Raw genomic sequence first — 19,261 nt, forward strand, 5'->3', positions numbered from 1 at the left:
AATGAAGTTATCTATCGATCACGGACACGGACACGGAATGTCTGCCCAGTTGCAACGCAAATTCGGGGGCAGGACATGAACCAGACCAGCGCAACGTTCGTGACCCCAGCCTCCAGCACAGATGAGCTGCTGGAATGCCTGCTGATCGTCGCCCGCTCCCATGGGGAATCGCCCACCCGCGAAACGGTGATGTCCGGTTTGCCCGCACAAGACGCCCGCCTGAGCCCTGCTCTGTTTGAGCGTGCCGCCAAGCGCGCCCGCCTGAGCAGCCGGCTTGCCAAGACGCCACTGGACCAGCTCAAGGATGGCTTGCTGCCAGCCATTGTGCTGATGGAGCACAAGAAAGCCTGTGTGTTACTGGGTTTCAGCGAAGACCGCAGCCAGGCCCAGGTGGTGTATCCCGAGCTGCCGGACGCGCCGGTCAGCGTGCCCTTGGACGATCTCAACGCCCAGTACCTGGGAACCACCATTTACGCCCGACCAGCGCACCGCTTTGACGCGCGCACGCCGCAGGTGCGCAAGGCGCGCCAGGGCCACTGGTTCTGGAGCGTGATGGCGGAAAGCCGCCCGCTCTACATGGACGTGCTGTTTGCCGCCCTGCTGGCCAATCTGTTTGCGTTGGGCATGCCGCTGTTCACCATGAATGTGTATGACCGGGTGGTGCCCAACCACGCTTTCGAGACACTGTGGGTGCTGGCCTTTGGACTGCTGCTGATGCTGCTGGGCGACCTGGTGCTGCGCACCATGCGCAGCCGCTTTGTGGACCTGGCCAGCAGCCGGGTGGACGTCAAGTTATCGGCCTTCATCATGGAGCGAGTGCTGGGCACGCGCATGGAGCAACGGCCCGCCTCGGCCGGCTCGTTTGCATCCAACTTGCGGGCATTCGAATCGGTTCGGGACTTCATTGGCTCGGCCACCGTGGTGGCGTTCATCGACCTGCCGTTTTCGCTGATCTTCATGGTCACCATCGCCTGGATATCCTGGATGATGCTGATACCGCTGGTGGTGGGCTCGCTCATCATGCTGCTGTATTCGCTGGCCGTGCAGGACCGTATGCATGAGCTGGCGGAAACCACCTACCGTGCCAGCGCGCAGCGCAACGCCACGCTGATTGAAGGCCTGGTCGGCTTTGAAACCATCAAGGCGCTGTCGGCCGAGTCCAATATCCAGACCAAATGGGAGAAAAGTGCCGCCCTGCTGGCCCGTGTGGGCGCGCAGCTGCGGCTGCTGTCCTCCACGGCGGCCAGCTCATCGGCCTTTGTACAGCAACTGGTCAACCTTGCGATTGTGGTGATTGGCGTCTATGCCATCTCCGAAAAGGAACTCACCATGGGCGGCCTGATTGCCTGCACCATGCTGGCCTCACGCGCCATGGCGCCGGTGGGCCAGGTGGCTGGCTTGCTGGTGCAGTTCCATACCGCTTCCACCGCGCTGACCTCGCTCGACGAGATGATGAAGCGCGACGTCGAACGCCCGGCAGACGCCAACTACATCAACCGCGGCCGTCTGCAGGGCGCCATCGATTTCCGCGGCGTGAGCTTTACCTATCCCGGCCAGACCACACCGTCCCTGCAGAACCTGAACTTCAGGATCAAGCCGGGTGAAAAAGTGGCCATTCTGGGCCGTATCGGTTCGGGCAAGACCACACTGGAGAAGCTGATCCTGGGCCTGTACCAGCCCACCGAAGGCGCGGTGCTGGTGGACGGCATCGACTTGCGCCAGCTGGACCCGGCCGAGCTGCGCAGCCAGATTGGCTATGTGCAGCAGGACATCATGCTGTTTTATGGCACGCTGCGTGAAAACATCACGCTGGGCGCACCACTGGCCTCGCACCAGGACATCGTGCGCGCCGCTGAAATTGGCGGCGTGATCAATCTGGTGAACCAACACCCGCAAGGCTTTGACATGCTGGTGGGCGAGCGCGGCGAATCCCTCTCCGGCGGACAACGCCAAGGTGTGGCCATTGCCCGCGCCGTCATCAACGACCCGCCGATATTGCTGCTGGACGAGCCCACCTCGAGCATGGACTACTCCAGTGAGGAGGACATCAAACGCCGCATCACCGAATTCGCACACGACAAGACCGTGATCCTGATCAGCCACCGCACCGCGCTGCTGGACCTGGTGGACCGCATCATCGTGATGGACGGTGGTCGCATCGTTGCAGATGGTCCCAAGGAACAGGTCGTTACCGCCCTGCGCCAGGGCCGCATTGGAAAGGCTGCGTGATGGCTTGGTTTGGCGAAAAAGCATTCAATCGCACGGGCAAACTGGTGGCAAAAACCGCAGCCACCAGCACCGCAACCTTTGGCCCCTTTGTCAAACGGCTGACTCCCGTGGAAGACGAAGCGGATACCGACTGGGCCGGTGAGGCCGACTGGGCCCGCCTGCAGCAGGACCCCATGCGCGCGCGCCTGCTCATGCGGGTGGTTGGCATCACCTTGATCGGATTGATCGTGTGGGCCGCGTTTGCCAAGGTGGACGAAGTCACCCGGGGCGAAGCCCGCGTGGTGCCCACCAGCCAGGTACAGGTGGTGCAAAGCGTGGATGGCGGCGTGGTGGAAGAGCTGCTGGTCAAGGAAGGTCAGGTGGTGGAGGCCGGGCAGCTGCTGATGCGGGTGGATCCGACCCGCTTTGTGTCCAACCTGCAGGAAAGCAAGGTCAGCCAGGCGGCACTCAGGGCCAAGGTGCTGCGGCTGGAAGCGCTCACGCGCGGTACCGCTTTCAACCCGCCGCCCGACCTGATCAAGGAAGCGCCTGAAGCGGTTGCCCAGGAAGCCCGGCTGTATGAGTCCCGACGCGCCGAAATCAGTGCGCAGGTATCCATCTCGCAGAACCAGCTGTCCCAGCGCCAGCAGGAGCTCAACGAAGTCAAGGCGCGCAAGGAGCAGGCCGAGCGCACCCTGGAGCTGATGACCAAGGAGCTCAATGCCACCCGCCCCATGATCGCCACCGGCGCGGTCTCGGAAGTGGAGGTATTGCGGCTGGAGCGCGAAATCGCACGCATGAAGGGTGACCGCGAGCAGGCCACGGCGCAGATTTCACGCGTGCAGGCAGCGATTCAGGAAGCCTCCCGCAAGATCGAGGAAGTGACGCTGACCAGCCGCAACCAGATGAGTGGCGAGCTGTCTGAAACCATGGGCAAGCTTGCCGCCCTGAACGAAAGTGGCAAGACCCTGGAAGACAAGGTCAAGAAGGCCGATGTGCGCTCCCCCATGCGTGGCACGGTCAAGCGTCTGCTGGTCAACACGCTGGGTGCGGTGGTGCAACCCGGCAAGGAACTGGTGGAAGTGGTGCCGCTGGATGACGCCCTCATTCTGGAAGTGCAGATCGCGCCCAAGGACATCGGCTTCCTCAGGCCCAACCAACAGGCCACGGTCAAGTTCACCGCCTATGACTACTCCATCTATGGCGGGCTGACTGCCGATGTGATCAACATCGGCGCCGACTCGGTGCTGGACGAAAAAGGCAATGCGTTCTACCACGTGCGTGTGCGCACGCACAAACCCAGCCTGGGCCCGGGCCTGCCCATCATTCCGGGCATGGTGGCCCAGGTGGACATCCTGACCGGCAAGAAGACCGTGTTGTCCTACCTGCTCAAACCGGTGCTGCGCGCCCGCGCCAATGCCCTGACCGAACGATGAATACGCAACACCTGTTTCTTTGCGCCAACGCCAGCCGGCCCAGCCCGCGCTGGCTGGAAGCCTTTCCTCAGGGCAGGAAGGTCGATGCCGCGACACTGAATGCACAGATCGCCGATGGGAAAACCACCTCGTACATCGTCTGGCTGGGTACGGATAACCCGCAATGGCGGCAGACGCTGCAGCAGACCATGGCATCACATGCCGGTACACGGTTTGTGGTGGTCAGTGGTTCCCCGGAGCCCGCCGAGGGCCTGAGTGCGCTGGATGCCGGTGCCATGGGCTATACCCATTCCTATGCCCTGCCCGAACTGTTGCGCGAGGTGGCCATGGTGGTCGATCACGGTGGCCTGTGGGCAGGCCCGGACCTGATCAAACGCTTGGTGGCATCCACCAGCGCCGCCCTGGCGCGCCTGCCGGAACCCGCCCATGGCCCCGGCACCGTGGCGCAAGGCTACGCCAAGGCCTGGTCCACCCTCTCCGCCCGCGAGGCACAGGTGGCCAGCCACGTCGCCCAAGGCAAGTCCAACAAGGAAGTTGCGGACCAGCTCTTTGTTTCGGAACGCACCATCAAGGCCCATCTGGGCTCCATCTTCGAGAAGCTGGGCGTGCGCGACCGGTTGCAGCTGGCCCTGCTGGTGGCGGCCATCCCCGTTGAAAACCGGGTTATCAAGGACACATCCCCATGAGCGAATCCATGCCCAAACTGCCAGAAGACCCCGAAGCGCAGCAAGCCGAGGAATTGCTCAGCCAGTCCGACACCGCCATTGCCCGTGTGCTGGAGGATTTGATCGATGTGCTGATCACCCGTGGCGTCATCCAGTTCACCGATCTGCCGGAGGCCGCACAGGACAAACTCCTGTCACGTCGTCAGACCCGTGCCCGACTCAAGGATTCGCTGCAACTGCTTCCCGGCGACGGCGACGGCGACGGCGGCTTGCTGTAGCCGGTCTGCTGCAGGCGGTTTGACCGCAAATTTGTACCTTAGTCCAATACCCAAAAAAGCGCCGGGCGCCTAACCTTGGGCCAAGCTCGCGCCATGCCACAGGGCATTGCGTGGGACTTCCAACGACATACATGGAGTTCTCACATGGCCACCATTGCAACCATCGCCGCCATCAATGGCACCGGTTCCGTCTACGCAGTCAATGCCCAGGGCGTGCAACGCCTACTCAAGGCCGGTGACGCACTGGAAAAGGGCGAAACCATACGCACCGTGGGTGATGTCAATGTGGAGCTCCTGTCGGAAGACATGCGTGCCCTGCACATCAACCCCGATCAAGTCGTCAAGCTCGACGACAACGTGTTCCAGACGGAGCAGACCCCCACGACTGCGGATGCAGCGGTCACCACGCCAGCGACAACCAACACCGTTATCCAGGCCCTGGAGAACGGGCAGGATCTGAGCACCCAGCTCGATGCCACTGCGGCCGGTCTGGGTGACGGCGGCGGAGGTGGTGGCGCCAGCTTTGTGCAGCTGACGCGTATTAGCGAAGGCGTCAACGGCAATACCTATGGGTTTGATTTCAATGGCCTGGGTACTCCGGGAATCGACCCCGGCGTGGGCACCACATCGTCTACCAGCACGACTGCACCCACGACAACCACTACCTCCACCACGCTGACACTGACCGCCGATCCCGCCAGCGTGGCCGAGGGCGGGCATGTCACCTATACGGTGAAGTTGGGCGCACCTGTCACGTCGGACATGACCATTACCCTGAGCAATGGCGCAACCATTCTGGTGACGGCAGGCTCTTCCACCGGCGTATCCCAGCCCGTCGATGTCCGCTCCAATGACGTCTATGTCGAAGGCAATGTCGATGTAAAGGTCACGGTTGCAACGGCACAAGGCGGCGGCTTTGACCACTTGGTCGTCAACGATGGCAATGTCGTGACCGTAGTCGGTGACTCCATCGACACCACCACCGTTACCCTGAGCGTTTCCGGCCAGTCCTCCGGGGAAGGCTCTGAAGCCGTTGTGGTCGCCAATGGCTCCACCGTCACGGTGACCGCCCATGTGGACCACACACCCCAGACCGATCTGGTCATCACGCTCAATACCAGCACCAATGGCGTGCCCGACACCATCACTATCAAGGCAGGCCAACTCAGTGGTTCGACCAATGTGGTGGCGCATGCCGATATCTCCGAGACCCAGACTGCCCCGGTCAACGTCAACGTGACTGCCGCCACGGGTGGCAACTACGAGAACCTGGACACGTCCGGCGCCGCGGCTTCCGTCACGGTTACCGACATCAAGAACATCACCACCGTCACCATCACCTCCAGCGGCGATGTGACCGAGAACGATGCCGGTGTGACCTTCACGGTGCAGCTCAGCAACCCGCCACAGACTGGCACCACCGCCACGGCCACTGTCACGGTAGATGGGGTCGCTCACGCGGTGACGCTGGACGCCAACGGCAAGGGCACGTTGGTCATCGACACGCACAACCCGGACGTCTACAAGGACGGCCATACCGTCACCGCCACCGTGACCGGTGTCACCGGCGGCAACTTCGAAGCCATCAGTCTGAATGGTGCCACTGCTTCCGCCCAAGTTACGGATGTGAATGACACCACCACTGTCACCATCACCTCCAGCGGCAATGTCACCGAGAACGATGCGGGTGTGACATTCACCGTGCAGCTCAGCAACCCACCACAAACAGGTACCACCGCCACTGCCACCGTCATGGTGGGTGAGGTCGCTCACGTGGTCACACTGGATGCCAACGGCAAGGGAACATTGTTTGTAGAAACACAGAACCCCGACGTTTACAAGGATGGCCATACCGTCACCGCCACCGTGACCGGTGTCAACGGCGGCAACTTCGAAGCCGTCAGCGTGGAAGGCGCCACTGCTTCCGCCCAAGTTACGGATGTGAATGACACCACCACTGTCACCATCACCTCCAGCGGCAATGTCACCGAGAACGATGCGGGTGTGACATTCACCGTGCAGCTCAGCAACCCACCACAAACAGGTACCACCGCCACTGCCACCGTCATGGTGGGTGAGGTCGCTCACGTGGTGACACTGGATGCCAACGGCAAGGGAACATTGTTTGTAGAAACACAAAACCCCGACGTTTACAAGGACGGCCATACCGTCACCGCCACCGTGACCGCCATCAACGGCGGCAACTTCGAAGCCACCAGCGTGGAAGGCGCCACTGCCTCCGCCCAGGTCACGGATGTGAATGACACCACCACTGTCACCATCACCTCCAGTGGAGATGTGACAGAAAACGATGCGGGTGTGACCTTCACGGTGCAGCTCAGCAACCCACCACAAACAGGTACCACCGCCACGGCCACCGTGATGGTGGGTGAGGTCGCTCACGTGGTGACATTGGATGCCAATGGCAAGGGAACATTGTTTGTAGAAACACAGAACCCCGACGTTTACAAGGATGGCCATACCGTCACCGCCACGGTGACCGCCATCAACGGCGGCAACTTCGAAGCCACCAGCGTGGAAGGTGCCACCGCTTCGGCATATGTTGCTGACACTGTTGATGCCTACAAGGTTGTTCTCTCCTCCGTAAGCTCGGTGGTTGAGGGCTCCGGCGTGGTTACCTACACAGCCACATTGGTTCATGTGAAATCGGACGGAACCACTGAGGCGGTGACCAGCAATCCCTATGGTCAGGCCATTACTGTCACCCTCAGCGACAACAGTACGATCACCATTCCTGCCAACGGCTTGACCGCTACGCATGACATGGTCGTACAAGGCAATGACGTTTATCACGACCCTTCCACAATTTCGCTTTCCATCACAGGCCTTGCCCTTGCCGGTACTGCGCAGGCTGAGTCCCTGACTCCCGATACGACACCGGTCACAGTGTCTGTGACAGACTCCATTGACCCCACCACGGTCACCTTGGGCGCCATCTCGGTAGATCCCACTACCGGATTGACGACGATCTCGGCAACGGTGGATCACGCGCCGCAGGCGGGTTCTCCACTGACGGTCACACTGAGCAATGGTGCAATCATTACTTTTGATGCGGACCACACGTCGGCCACTTCGACGGCGTTCGTGGCGCCCACTGCCACGACAACGTACTCCATCGACTCCAGCCAAACATCTGGTGGCAATTTCGAACAGTTGAATTTGACCAGCACGGCGACGTTGACGGTTACCGATACGCTGATCATTGGTGGCACAGGTGATGACACCAACCTGAATGGCGGCATAGGCAAGGACATCGTTGTCGGCGACCCGGGCAGCACCGCACTGAAGGCGGGACAAAGCGCCAATATTGTCTTCGTGCTTGATACATCCGGCAGCATGATCAGTCCGATCAGCTTCACAAATAGCACGGGAACGCATACCGAAACGCGCCTGCAGGCTCTGGAGGATTCCGTCATTGCAACATTGAAGCAATTGGCGAGCTCGGGCGCTCATGTGGTAGTCCACCTGGACCAGTTCAGTGACACGGCCAGCTCCATTGGAACGTTTGACCTGAGTGAGCCGGGCAAATTGGATCTGGCCATATCGGCAGTGAAAGGCCTTACCCCTGGCGGCAACACCAACTACGAAGCAGGGTTGCAATCCGCGTTGAATTGGATCAATACCGCGACGGTTGCCGATGTGAACAAGGTGGTATTCGTCTCCGACGGACAACCCAATGCATTGAACAACAACACCGGAAATGGCACCGAGACCACCAACGAATCGTCCAGCACGAGCGACCAGGCCATTGCGGCCGTGCTGGGAACGCTCTCCGCTTCTGGCTCCATCCATGCCGACCATGTTTCCGAAGTTGCCGCCATTGCTGCCAAGGGCTATGACCTGCAAGCCGTTGGCATCAACGTAGGAAGTGGCTTGGGCACCTCTGCTTCTCCCACTGCACTGGGCTTCCTGAGCGAACTCGAAGGTTACAACTACGGCACGGTCACCACCGGACACACAGCCGACAACATCACCACCGCCAATCAACTGGCCAGCACCATCGGATCGCTCACGGGATCACAAACGATAGCAACAGCTGCCGGAAGCGACGTGTTGCACGGCGGCGCTGGCAACGATCTGATCTTTGGCGACGCCATGAATACCGACAAGCTGGCTGCCGACCATGGCTTGACCGGCCTGTACCCTGCAGGTTCCGGCAGCGCGGTGTTCACGGCGCTGGAGAGCGGCAACTCCGGCTGGACCCGTACCGACACAGTGAACTACATCCAGACCCATGCGGATGAACTGGGTGCGGAAAGCGGTCGCAGCGGTGGCAACGATGTCATTTACGGCGAAGCCGGTAATGACCGCATTTATGGTCAGGAAGGCAATGACACCATCGACGGTGGTGCCGGGGACGACTGGATTCGCGGTGGCACTGGCAACGACACGCTGACAGGCGGTGTGGGCGCCGACGTGTTCGCCTGGAGCCTGGGAGACCAGGGCACTTCTTCCGCCAAGGCGGTGGACCACATCACGGACTTCCAAGCCAATATGGCAGGCGAAGCCATCGATTTGCGCGACCTGCTGCAGGGCGAGCACTCCGCAGCGGCCATGGGTGGCACGGCAGCCTCTGGCAGCCTGACCCAGTTCGTCAAGTTCGACCTCACCACGGACGGCAAGCTGGAGATGCTGGTCACGCACGATCCGGTTCACAACAGCGGAGTGACCCAGGCCATCGTTCTGGACAACTTCACCGGGGCCAATGTGGATGTGGCCAAGGCCAGTCTGGCGCACACGCTGGATGCGTCGTTCAGCGCAAGCTCCATCAGTGATGCCGATCTGCTGAAGAAGCTGATTGACACCGGCCACCTGAAGACAGACGCATAAGGCTGTGCCCGCCCGCTTGTGCTAATGGTGCAGGCGGGCCTTGCAACGGAGAAGGTAACTAAGAACTTTGCGTCAATTTATGCGTTGATTGCAGTGAATGCATGTAGTATCGTCGGCAACAGTTGGGAGTGGCATGGCTCCGGTGTCTTAGAGGCCCCAGCTGAATTGACGAAAAGAATATGAATACCACATTGAAACGATCCTTCGTTGCCGCATCCGTGGCGTTGGCATTCACCGCCAGTGCGCAGACCAAGGCGCCTTTACCCGAACCCCTGCTGCAAGCGATCCACAAAGCTGTCGCCACCAATCCCGATGTACAGGCCAAGTGGAATGCCTTCAAGGCTGCGGACAGCCAGCGGGATGTGGCCAAGGCAGGTTTCTTTCCCACCGTTGATCTGTCTGCCTCTGCTGGCAGCGAGAGCCGTGTCACCGGCGGTGTTGATCTGGGCAGCTACAGCGTCAACTCGGCCCAGATCACCCTGGACCAGATCCTTTTTGACGGCCTCTATACCGTCAATGAAGTCAAGCGTCTGGGTGCTGCCAAGCTGACGCGCTACTACGAACTGCTGGACGCATCTGAAAACGCTGCATTGGAAGCAGCGAAAGCCTACGCCGACGTGGTGCGATACCGGGAACTGGTGGACCTGGCCACACAGAACTACGTGGAACACAAGCAGTCCACCATGCTGGTGGAAGAACGTGCCAATTCCGGCGTGGGAAGGCGCGTGGACGTAGAGCAGGCCAATGGCCGTCTGGCCCTGGCGGAATCCAACCTTCTGACCGAGCTGACCAATTTGCACGACGTGAGTGCCCGTTACCTGCGCGTGGTGGGTGAGCAGCCTCCGGCCAGTTTGCCCAGCCTGCCTGATCCATTCAAACTGGTCACCTTGCCCGCTTCCGCTCAAGCCCTGATGCTGGAAGGCATGAGGAACAGCCCCACGCTGCTGGCTGCCATTCAGAATGCCCGCGCCAGCCGCATTGCCGTGGACTCTGCAAAGGCCGCCTACATGCCCCGTGTGGATTTTCAGGTGTACGCCAACCAGGGCAACAACTCGGGTGGCGTCATTGGAGACAGCCGCGCAACCGGCGCGGCCGTTGCGCTAACCTACAACCTGTTCCGTGGCGGCGCCGACAAGGCCAAGGAAAAGCAGGCGGTCTACCTCGCAGCACAGGCGGTCAATCTGCAGGAAAAGGCCTGCCGGGATTTGCGCCAGACGCTGTCCGTGGCCTACAGCGACACACGCTCATTGAACGAGCAACTCATCTACATTGACCAGCACCGTCTGTCTGCCGAGAAGACGCGGGAAGCGTACCGCCAGCAATTTGACATCGGCCAGCGAACGCTGCTGGACTTGCTGGATACCCAGAACGAATTCTTTGAGGCATCGCGCTCCTACATCAACTCCCGGCACGACCAGGCCATTGCCCAGGCCCGCACGCTGGCCGGCATAGGTCAGCTGGTGGTAACCACCGGAGCCAACCGCGATGACGTACCCAGCCCGCAGGATGCGGGTCTGGACACTGCCGACCTGTCACAGACGGAAAGCCTCTGTCCGATTGAAGAGACCGTGGTGGACACCTTGGAAAAGATCAAGGCAGAAGCAGTCATCCCCAGCCGCGCCAAACCGGCACCTGCCGCCGTGGAAATGCCCACGCCCGCTGGCGCTGACAAGTGCGGACGCATCACCCTGCTGCCCGATGAAGACGGCAAAGTGGGCCGTGTCTTTGTCAAGGACGGCAAGGGTGACGAGGTCAAACTGGAAACCGCCTACGCTGCCAGCCTGGACGACTGCCAGAAGGTGACTCCAGGGCAGTCCACAGACCCGCGTTACAAGGCAATGGTGAAGAAGCTGCCAGAAGCAGCACGCTACTACCGCATCAACTTCGTTCTGGGCAAGGATGAGATGCTGCCCGAGTCGGCCACCGTCTTCAAATTCCTGCTGGAGGACTATCGCAAGACGGCCGCTCCCGAGGTCACCCTCATCGGCCACTCCGACAAGGTCGGCGATCCGGCAACCAACCTGCGGCTGTCCCAGAAACGCGCCAAGGCCGTTTACGACTTGCTGACCAAGGATGGGGCTGTGCCCAAGTCTGACATTGAGCAAGCCTGGCGTGGTGACAAGGAGCCCTTGCCCGGCACCGAGGGCGCCAAGTCCGAACCACGCAACCGCCGTGTGGAAGTCAAGATTCAATAAAACCGCGAATTGCCAACCAGCCTGTTTCGCAAAGGATTACCCATGAATTCCCTGACCTTTCTACCTGCAAAAAAAATGCTGCTGGCCAGCCTGACGGTCTTCTGCCTCGTGGCGACTGGCGCGAGCCACGCGCAATCCGTGGCCGGTGTCGTGAAAAAGAAAGAGGGCACCGTCGAAATCGTTCGCAATGGCAAGTCCATTCCCGTGGAGGTCGGCAGCACCGTATCGGCGGGAGACACGGTCAAGACGTCCAAGGACTCCACCGTCGGCCTGATGCTCAAGGACTCATCCCGCATGTCACTGGGCCCCAACAGCGAAATGTCGCTCGACAAGTTTGGCTTCAATGCCAACACCTACAGCGGCAACCTGTTGGTCAGCGTGGTCAAGGGCACCTTTGCCATGATCTCCGGGTTGGTCGTCAAGAACAATCCGGCCAATTCGATGATCAAGACGCCCACCTCCACCGCCGGCATTCGCGGCACAACCTTCGTGGTGGAAGTGCCCTGAATTCAGGAGATGCCAGGGCCAGTTGCGCCGTCAAAGCCCAACTTGGCCAGTAGCGGCAGGTCTTCCTTCTTCTCCACCCCTTGCGCCACCACGGTGATGCCGATGGCATGCGCCACCTTGCACAGGCCCGTGAGGAATTCCTGATTGCCCACGTTGTCGGCAATGCCGCGGATGTAACTGGGGTGCACCTTGATGTAGTCCAGCGCCAGATCCGCCAGCTTGTCGCTCTCGGCAAATCGCTGGCCGAAGTACTCCACACCGATGCGGCAGCCCAGCGACTTGAGTGTGCGAGCCAGGTCGCGGAAGGCATCAAACTGACGGAACACACCGTACTCAGGCACCTCAAACAACAGGCGCTTGCAGACATCCGGATAGGCCTTGAGCAGGAGGGCCAATTCGTTGCGGAAGTGGAAGTCGGCAATGGTCTCGGCCGAGAGATTGACCGCCACATCGCCACTGCTTTTCTGCAGGTATTCGATGGCCAGTTTGACCACGCCCAAGTCCAGTGGCGCGGTCAAGTTGAGTTGGGCCGCCATGGGCATGAAGTCGCCTGCGGTCATCAGGGTGCCTGCGTCGTCCATCTTCAGGCGGATCACACTTTCGCGGTGCAAGGAACTCTTGCCGTCACCCGACATCACGGGGTAGAAGCTCAGTGCCAGCCGCCCTCCCCCTACCGCTTCGGTCAATAGGGTGCGCCAGGTTTCGGCCGCGATGGCTGGCTTGGCATTGGCGTCGTCCAATGCCTCGTAGGTATTGCTGCCCTTGGCTGCCGCCTTGGCCAGCGCTTCATCCGCACTGGACAGCAAGCTGCCCAGATTCTGGTTGCGCGCATAGCGCACAGCACCGATATGGAACAGGTCAGGCACCTTGTCCTTCCACTTGGGCAGCACCTTGTCATGCAGGCGCTCGTAGATTTCCTTGGCGGCCGCTTCGGCCGTGGCATGGCTGGGACAGACCACCGCGAACTCGGCCCCCTTGACGCGGCCCGCGCGCTGACCGATGCGGCCATTCCCGCTTTCATACAACTCGGTTCCGATCTCCTTGAGCAGCGCGTCTGCCCCTTGGCGACCCAGCGCCGTATTGAGATCGTTCAGGTCAGTCAGGCGCACCAGCACCAGGCTACCGCTGGCGCCAAACTGCTCACCAGTGAGCACCTCGCGCAGATGCGACAAAAAGTATTCCCGGCTGGACAGGCCCGTCACCGCATCGCGATTGACCTTCTTGCGCAGCGCATCCAGGCGTGCGGACTCCTCGTTGAACATGGTCTTGAGTCGCCCCACCATGTCGTTCATGCCGCGTGCCAGGGCCTTGAGCTCCGGTGTGCGTGGCTCGGGGATCAGCACAAAGCGCCGCTCCGTGATTGCCTCGGCCTGACCAACCACCGCATCCAGCGGACGGGTAATGAATCGCAGCAGAAAGGTACCCACGATGCCGGTACCAATGCCGCCCACAACAAACCACAGCAACAGTTCCAGCGTTTCGTCCCAGAGGGTCTTGTAGACGTACTGCTCCTGGCTGGCCAGCGTCAGCGTGCCGTACTGTATCCATTTGTCCTGGATCAGCGCCTGCCCCGGATGGACCACGATGGGAATCAGGTCAATGAACCACTGGGGTGCCCCTTCGATCTTGCCTTCGAACACGCGCTCCACAATCAGTTCCCCCTTGGGAGAGACAATGCGGATGAAGCGGTAGTGCCCGGCATCGAACTGCGCTGCCACCTGCAGCTCCACCGTAACCGGGTCCTTGGGCAACTGCGACAGGGACAAGGCCAGCGCAGTGGCGTTGTCGACGTTCTTCACCTGCAGCTGCTGCTGCAGATACTGTCGCGCCGACAGGACGCTGGTGACCGTGCTGGCGGCAAATGCCATGGCCATGACCAGGATGATGGCTGCCCAAAGTTGTTTGATAAGTGACATGGAGGTCTCGCTGAAAAAACTATAGGTCGGTATCAAAGTCCGTCCTGGCGCATGCGCTCGAGCACATCGCGCCAGCGTGACAGGCGGGTCGTAGGATCGGCACTGGAGGTTGTCGCACCGCCAACCCACAGTCCGTCGCTATTGAAGCTGTACACCGGGGTCAGGTCGGTACGCATGGAGGCCGGGCGAATGCTGGTGACCATGTTGTCCAGAATCACGGGCTCTTCGGTCGGTTGGGCGTAATAGCCCAGCACCATGTGCGCAATGGGGGCCGTGTTGCCGGTCTGGTAACGTACGTACACCAGCCGCAGGCGTTCATTCGGCACGCCCAGGGCCCGCAGCGTCATGTATTTGGCAATGACGAAGTCCTCGCAGTCCCCTGCCCCATGGCCCATGAACTCCAGCGGCGTGGCCCAGTAGTCCTCCACCTTGTAGACCTCCATGTCGGTCTTGTAGAGGATGCGACGGTTGAAGAAGGTGTTGACCTTGTTGAGCTTGTCGTTCTCCGCCAAGTTGGCAGACTCTTCGATCAACTTGCGCCACGCGGCTACGGTTTGTGCGGCATTGGCGCCATATTGCTGCTGCGCCAACATCAGCATGCGGTCAAAGTCAGGCGCCGCAATGCCCAGTGCAAACAGGCCAGCCAACAGCGCCGCGGCCAGACTCCAACGCAAGGCGCGAAGAGCTGCCACCCTGCGCAGGCTTTGAACGGCAACGCGCAAGCCCACCCGGCATTGGGGGGTGAGTGGGTTTGCCATCAGCATGGTGGGGAGATTGCCGCTTACTGGAACACGCTTCTGAGAGCCGTGTTCACCTTGTCGAATGGCGGGCAACCATTGGCAAACACGGGCGACACCACCATTTCGATGTCGGCCTTGCCGCCTGGTGCAATATCGGTCAACGGACTGGAGAGGTCGCGATACAGCTGCGTGCCCTGCCCAAACACCGCCACATCCAGCACCGATTTCCTGGACAAGGTCTTTCCGGACTGGTTGTTCAGCTTGCCGGTGATGAAGGCAAAGCAGCTCTTGCTATTGACCTTGGAAGCCTTTTTTTCCACCTGGTAGTCCAGCGAAAAGCCGTCACCCAATTCGGCATGGAAACGCTCCACCGTGTGGACGACGGCCGGAGGTGCGGCCGGTTCGGCAACCGGAGCAGGCGCATTCGCGCACCCTGCCAGCAGAGCGCAGGCCACCAGCACTGCGGCATACCCGTCTTGGCCCAGGCCCTTGTTGCGAAGGGCTGCACTGCAAGCCTTTGTATTTGGTTCAAACATCTACGCTCCCGGGTGCATGGTGCACCTCTGTCGCAATTATGGCGTGGACTGCGCCAGCGGCACAGTCCACGCCAGCAGGCTCTGCAACAGCGCTACGCGCTCAGGTGTTCTTGCTGATGGTGATGGTAGGGAACTTGGAAGAAAAGTCCTTGTTCTTGGCCGCCACCGACAAGGCCACCTTGCGTGCCACGGCCTTGTACAACCCGGCAACCTCCCCATCAGGGTCGGCCACCACCGTAGGCTTGCCACCATCGGCCTGGATACGGATCTGCATAGCCAGGGGCAATGCACCCAGGTAGTCCATGCCGTACTGCGCCGCCATGGTCTTGCCGCCGTCCACACCAAAGATGTGTTCGACGTGACCGCAGTTGCTGCACACGTGCACCGCCATGTTTTCCACGATGCCCAGGATGGGCACACCCACCTTTTCGAACATCTTGATGCCTTTCTTGGCATCCAGCAGCGCAATGTCCTGCGGCGTGGTCACCACCACGGCGCCGGTCAGCGGCACGCGCTGGGACAGCGTCAGCTGGATATCGCCGGTACCGGGTGGCATGTCGACGATCAGGTAGTCCAGGTCCTTCCAGTGGGTCTGGCGCAGCAGTTGCTCCAGCGCCTGGGTGGCCATGGGGCCGCGCCAGATCATGGCTTCGTCGGGTGCCACCAGGAATCCGATGGACATGACCTGCACGCCATAGTTCTGCATGGGCTCCATGGTCTTGCCGTCCTCGGACTCGGGGCGGCCTTCGATGCCCATCATCATGGGTTGGCTGGGGCCGTAGATATCGGCATCCAGCAGCCCCACCGTGGCGCCTTGGGCGGCCAGGGCCAGTGCCAGATTGGCCGCCGTGGTGCTCTTGCCAACCCCGCCCTTGCCGGATGCCACGGCCACGATGTTCTTCACGCCCGGCAACAACTGCACGCCGCGCTGCACCGCATGGGCCAGCACATTCAGCCGGGGCGTGACTTCCACACTCTGTACCCCATCCACCGTTCGGGCGGCGGCACTGAGTGCATCGGCAAACTGCTGCTCCTGGCTCTTGGCGGGATACCCCAGTTCCAGCGTGAAACGCACGGCACCACCACTGACGGTGAGCTCCTTGATGCATTTGCTGGAAACAAAATCCTTGCCCGTATTCGGGTCGATGACGCTTTGCAAAGCGCCCATGATTGCTTGCTCGGTAACGGCCATTCAATGCTCCTTCTGAGCCCAGAGTCTAGCTCTGCACGCCTTGCCCTTTGCTGCGCAGGCCCAAAGACTGCCGCGGCAGACCGGGTTTGTGGTGCGCTCTAGGGTTAACCCCCTTCGCCCGGATGCTTGGCGTTTGGCCGCTACACCCCATAATGAATTCATGGATCGTGCCGCAGCAGAAATCCGCGCCACCGTGAAACCCGCCGGGCTCATGCTCTCGGGCGGTGGTGCACGTGCCGCCTACCAGGTCGGTGTGCTCGAAGCCATTGCCGACATCCGCCTGCAATGCGGAGCCGGCCAGGAGCCCAACCCCTTTCCCATCATCACCGGCACCTCTGCCGGTGCCATCAATGCCTCGGCACTGGCCTGCGGCAGTGACAACTTTGATGCCGCGGTACGTCTGATTGCCCACACCTGGCGCAACTTCAGCGCGGACCAGGTCTATTGCGCCGACCACATCAGCATGCTGCGCTCCGGTGCGAAATGGATGACTTTGCTGTCGCTGGGTTGGCTGCTGGCCAAATGGCGGCGCATCAAACCGCGCTCCCTGCTGGACAACAGCCCGCTGGGTGAACTGCTGCGGCGCCTGGTACCGCTGGAACGGCTGCCCGAACTGATCCGCCAGGGCCACATCCAGGCACTTGCCGTCACAGCTTCCAGCTACAGCTCGGGCGAGCACGTGACTTTTTTTGAAGGGGACAAGCGCCTCTTGCCGTGGGTGCGCTCCCAACGCATATCGGTGCGGGACCACATCACCCATGACCATCTGCTGGCTTCCAGCGCCATTCCCTTTGTGTTTCCGGCAACCGAACTGCACATCAACGGTCATACCGAGTACTTCGGGGACGGCTCCATGCGCCAGAGCGCACCGGTGGCGCCAGCCATCCATCTGGGCGCGGAACGTCTGTTGGTCGTAGGTGCCGGGCGCATGAATGAGCCCAAGGGCGAGGCCCCTTCCGCCCTTGCCAATGGCTACCCGAGCATTGCGCAGATTGCCGGACACGCGCTGTCCAACATCTTTCTGGATGCGCTGGCCGTCGATGTCGAGCGCGTGCGTCGCATCAACCACACACTGAACCTGGTTCCCGAAGCCCTGCGCCAGCAAAGCGCTCTCAAGCCCATCGATCTGCTGGTGATCTCACCCAGCCAGAGACTGGACGTGGTTGCCTCACGCCACATCGACGATCTGCCCCACGCGGTGCGCACCATGCTCAACGGGGTAGGCATCTCGTCCGCCAAGGCCGATGTCAAGGGCTCTGCCCTGGCAAGCTACCTGCTATTCGAGTCCAGCTACACCGGCGAGCTGATGGCGCTGGGCTACGCGGACGCACAGAAACAGCGGGCCGAAGTGTGCGCATTCTTTGGCTGGACCGATCCCCATGCAGCCACTGACACAGGCAAAACCAGACCTGGCAAGGAGCGTCGCCAGGATCCGTTGCGGGTGCGGTGATTTCATGATCCAGCTCAATTACTATCCAAAACGGCAGTGATCAAATGCGCCGGAGGGCTGCACCCCGCGTGTGCGTTCCGGGCGGGTCGACCAAATTCAAGGCAGGGAGTTCTCAATGCACGCTGCAGGGCGGCAAACCACGGTGCTGGTAGTAGATGACACCAAGGAAAACTTGTTGATCATTGGCCAGTTGCTGCGCCCCCACTACCACGTGCGGGTGGCCAATTCCGGCATGCAGGCCCTGCGCGTGGCGGAGTCCGAACCCCGTCCCGACCTGATTCTGCTGGACGTCATGATGCCGGACATGGACGGCTACCAGGTGCTGCAGATTCTGCGCAGCAAGCCGCAAACCCAGTCAATACCGGTGATCTTTGTCACGGCGATGGATGCGGATGCAGACGAGGAACACGGTCTGTCCCTGGGTGCCGTGGACTACGTCACCAAACCGGTCAAGCCGGGTCTGCTGCTGGCCCGGGTACACGCCCACCTCGAACTCAAGGCGGCCCGCGACGCGCTGGCACGACAGAACGCCGAACTGGACGCCGAGGTCCACCGACGCATGGCCGAGAACGACCTGATCAAGGACTTCAGCCTGCACGCCCTGGCCACCCTGGCCGAAAAGCGAGACAACGAAACCGGCAACCATCTGCGCCGCACCCAGGCCTACATGGAAGTCCTGATGCAGCACCTGAAGGACCACCCGCGCTTTTCAGCGGAGCTGGTGGACCCCGCCGCGCGCGACCGCATTGCCAAGGTGACGCCCTTGCATGACATCGGAAAGGTGGGCATACCCGACGCCATTCTGCTCAAGCCGGGTCGACTCACGGTCGAAGAGTTCGCCATCATGAAAACCCACGCCAGCATTGGCGCCCAGGCCATTGGGGAAGCCATTCGCAGCGTGCAGGCAGCCCGCAGCCTGGACGAACCCGCCGTTTCCCCGAGCGACGCTGCGCTCAGGGCCCAGTCGCTGAGTTTTTTGGAAACCACGCGCCAGATTGCAGGCAGCCACCACGAGAAATGGGACGGCAGCGGCTACCCCGACAGGCTCTCAGGTGCGGCCATTCCGCTTCCAGCTAGGCTCATGGCGCTGGCCGACGTGTTTGATGCCCTCATTTCCAAGCGCCACTACAAGGAAGCCTATTCCATGCAGCAAACCGTGGAGACCATCCTCCAGGGCAAGGGGGGGCACTTCGACCCGGACATTGTTGACGCCTTCATTGCCGTACAGGACCAGTTTGCCGACATTGCAAAACGCTACGTAGATCCACCGCCGCAGGAGCACTGAAC

At 61.1% G+C, this 19,261-nt stretch carries 13 protein-coding genes; 9 read left to right on the plus strand and 4 right to left on the minus strand.

The annotated features are described in order from the left end of the window. The first annotated feature begins 75 nt into the window (after positions 1-75). From AAGF34_RS00245 to AAGF34_RS00275, 7 genes are all read left to right on the plus strand, one after another. Entirely contained in the window at positions 76-2,229 is a 2,154-nt protein-coding gene (locus AAGF34_RS00245) for a type I secretion system permease/ATPase (RefSeq protein WP_342618635.1), read from the plus strand. Next, complete coding sequence (locus AAGF34_RS00250; RefSeq protein ID WP_342618636.1) at positions 2,229-3,644, plus strand: HlyD family type I secretion periplasmic adaptor subunit; 1,416 nt, start codon at positions 2,229-2,231, stop codon at positions 3,642-3,644. Before AAGF34_RS00245 ends, AAGF34_RS00250 begins: the two co-directional genes overlap by 1 nt. Continuing rightward, positions 3,641-4,330 carry a response regulator transcription factor gene (locus tag AAGF34_RS00255; RefSeq protein ID WP_342618637.1) on the plus strand — a complete coding sequence of 230 codons (690 nt, stop codon included), beginning with the start codon at positions 3,641-3,643 and terminating at the stop codon, positions 4,328-4,330. The genes AAGF34_RS00250 and AAGF34_RS00255 overlap by 4 nt, the downstream gene beginning before the upstream one ends. Next, positions 4,327-4,587, plus strand: a complete 261-nt coding sequence (locus tag AAGF34_RS00260) for a hypothetical protein (RefSeq protein ID WP_342618638.1) — start codon at positions 4,327-4,329, stop codon at positions 4,585-4,587. Before AAGF34_RS00255 ends, AAGF34_RS00260 begins: the two co-directional genes overlap by 4 nt. A 144-nt stretch (positions 4,588-4,731) precedes the next feature. Beyond that, positions 4,732-9,438 (plus strand): retention module-containing protein, encoded by a 4,707-nt coding sequence (locus tag AAGF34_RS00265; RefSeq protein ID WP_342618639.1) that lies wholly within the window; start codon positions 4,732-4,734, stop codon positions 9,436-9,438. 179 nt (positions 9,439-9,617) lie between these two features. Continuing rightward, entirely contained in the window at positions 9,618-11,633 is a 2,016-nt protein-coding gene (locus tag AAGF34_RS00270; RefSeq protein WP_342618640.1) for a TolC family outer membrane protein, read from the plus strand. 42 nt (positions 11,634-11,675) lie between these two features. Then, positions 11,676-12,140, plus strand: a complete 465-nt coding sequence (locus AAGF34_RS00275; protein ID WP_342618641.1) for a FecR domain-containing protein — start codon at positions 11,676-11,678, stop codon at positions 12,138-12,140. Between the two features lie 2 nt (positions 12,141-12,142). Here AAGF34_RS00275 and AAGF34_RS00280 read toward each other — a convergent pair whose 3' ends face one another. The 4 genes from AAGF34_RS00280 to apbC form a co-directional block, all read right to left on the minus strand. Beyond that, positions 12,143-14,056 (minus strand): EAL domain-containing protein, encoded by a 1,914-nt coding sequence (locus AAGF34_RS00280; RefSeq protein WP_342618642.1) that lies wholly within the window; start codon positions 14,054-14,056, stop codon positions 12,143-12,145. A gap of 32 nt (positions 14,057-14,088) precedes the next feature. Continuing rightward, positions 14,089-14,820 carry a transglutaminase-like cysteine peptidase gene (locus AAGF34_RS00285; RefSeq protein WP_342618643.1) on the minus strand — a complete coding sequence of 244 codons (732 nt, stop codon included), beginning with the start codon at positions 14,818-14,820 and terminating at the stop codon, positions 14,089-14,091. Positions 14,821-14,837: 17 nt separating this feature from the next. Next, the gene (locus AAGF34_RS00290; protein WP_342618644.1) at positions 14,838-15,332 is read right to left on the minus strand and encodes a hypothetical protein; all 495 of its coding nucleotides are present in this window, start codon (positions 15,330-15,332) and stop codon (positions 14,838-14,840) included. A 100-nt stretch (positions 15,333-15,432) separates the two neighbouring features. Continuing rightward, complete coding sequence (gene apbC / locus AAGF34_RS00295; protein WP_342618645.1) at positions 15,433-16,524, minus strand: iron-sulfur cluster carrier protein ApbC; 1,092 nt, start codon at positions 16,522-16,524, stop codon at positions 15,433-15,435. A 160-nt stretch (positions 16,525-16,684) separates the two neighbouring features. On the opposite strand from apbC, the gene AAGF34_RS00300 reads away from it, so the two are divergent. Beyond that, positions 16,685-17,974, plus strand: a complete 1,290-nt coding sequence (locus AAGF34_RS00300) for a patatin-like phospholipase family protein (RefSeq protein WP_342618646.1) — start codon at positions 16,685-16,687, stop codon at positions 17,972-17,974. A 115-nt stretch (positions 17,975-18,089) separates the two neighbouring features. Further along, on the plus strand, positions 18,090-19,259 hold the full coding sequence (locus AAGF34_RS00305) for an HD domain-containing phosphohydrolase (protein ID WP_342618647.1): 1,170 nt from the start codon (positions 18,090-18,092) through the stop codon (positions 19,257-19,259). Positions 19,260-19,261: the final 2 nt, after the last annotated feature.

The organism is Rhodoferax sp. GW822-FHT02A01, assembly GCF_038784515.1.
GTDB lineage: Bacteria > Pseudomonadota > Gammaproteobacteria > Burkholderiales > Burkholderiaceae_C > Allorhodoferax.

Coding starts and splice junctions, on each gene's coding strand:
- AAGF34_RS00245 (WP_342618635.1), top strand. CDS start 76: ATGAACCAGACCAGCGCAACGTTCGTGACCCCAGCCTCCAGCACAGAT.
- AAGF34_RS00250 (WP_342618636.1), top strand. CDS start 2,229: ATGGCTTGGTTTGGCGAAAAAGCATTCAATCGCACGGGCAAACTGGTG.
- AAGF34_RS00255 (WP_342618637.1), top strand. CDS start 3,641: ATGAATACGCAACACCTGTTTCTTTGCGCCAACGCCAGCCGGCCCAGC.
- AAGF34_RS00260 (WP_342618638.1), top strand. CDS start 4,327: ATGAGCGAATCCATGCCCAAACTGCCAGAAGACCCCGAAGCGCAGCAA.
- AAGF34_RS00265 (WP_342618639.1), top strand. CDS start 4,732: ATGGCCACCATTGCAACCATCGCCGCCATCAATGGCACCGGTTCCGTC.
- AAGF34_RS00270 (WP_342618640.1), top strand. CDS start 9,618: ATGAATACCACATTGAAACGATCCTTCGTTGCCGCATCCGTGGCGTTG.
- AAGF34_RS00275 (WP_342618641.1), top strand. CDS start 11,676: ATGAATTCCCTGACCTTTCTACCTGCAAAAAAAATGCTGCTGGCCAGC.
- AAGF34_RS00280 (WP_342618642.1), bottom strand. CDS start 14,056: ATGTCACTTATCAAACAACTTTGGGCAGCCATCATCCTGGTCATGGCC.
- AAGF34_RS00285 (WP_342618643.1), bottom strand. CDS start 14,820: ATGCTGATGGCAAACCCACTCACCCCCCAATGCCGGGTGGGCTTGCGC.
- AAGF34_RS00290 (WP_342618644.1), bottom strand. CDS start 15,332: ATGTTTGAACCAAATACAAAGGCTTGCAGTGCAGCCCTTCGCAACAAG.
- apbC (WP_342618645.1), bottom strand. CDS start 16,524: ATGGCCGTTACCGAGCAAGCAATCATGGGCGCTTTGCAAAGCGTCATC.
- AAGF34_RS00300 (WP_342618646.1), top strand. CDS start 16,685: ATGGATCGTGCCGCAGCAGAAATCCGCGCCACCGTGAAACCCGCCGGG.
- AAGF34_RS00305 (WP_342618647.1), top strand. CDS start 18,090: ATGCACGCTGCAGGGCGGCAAACCACGGTGCTGGTAGTAGATGACACC.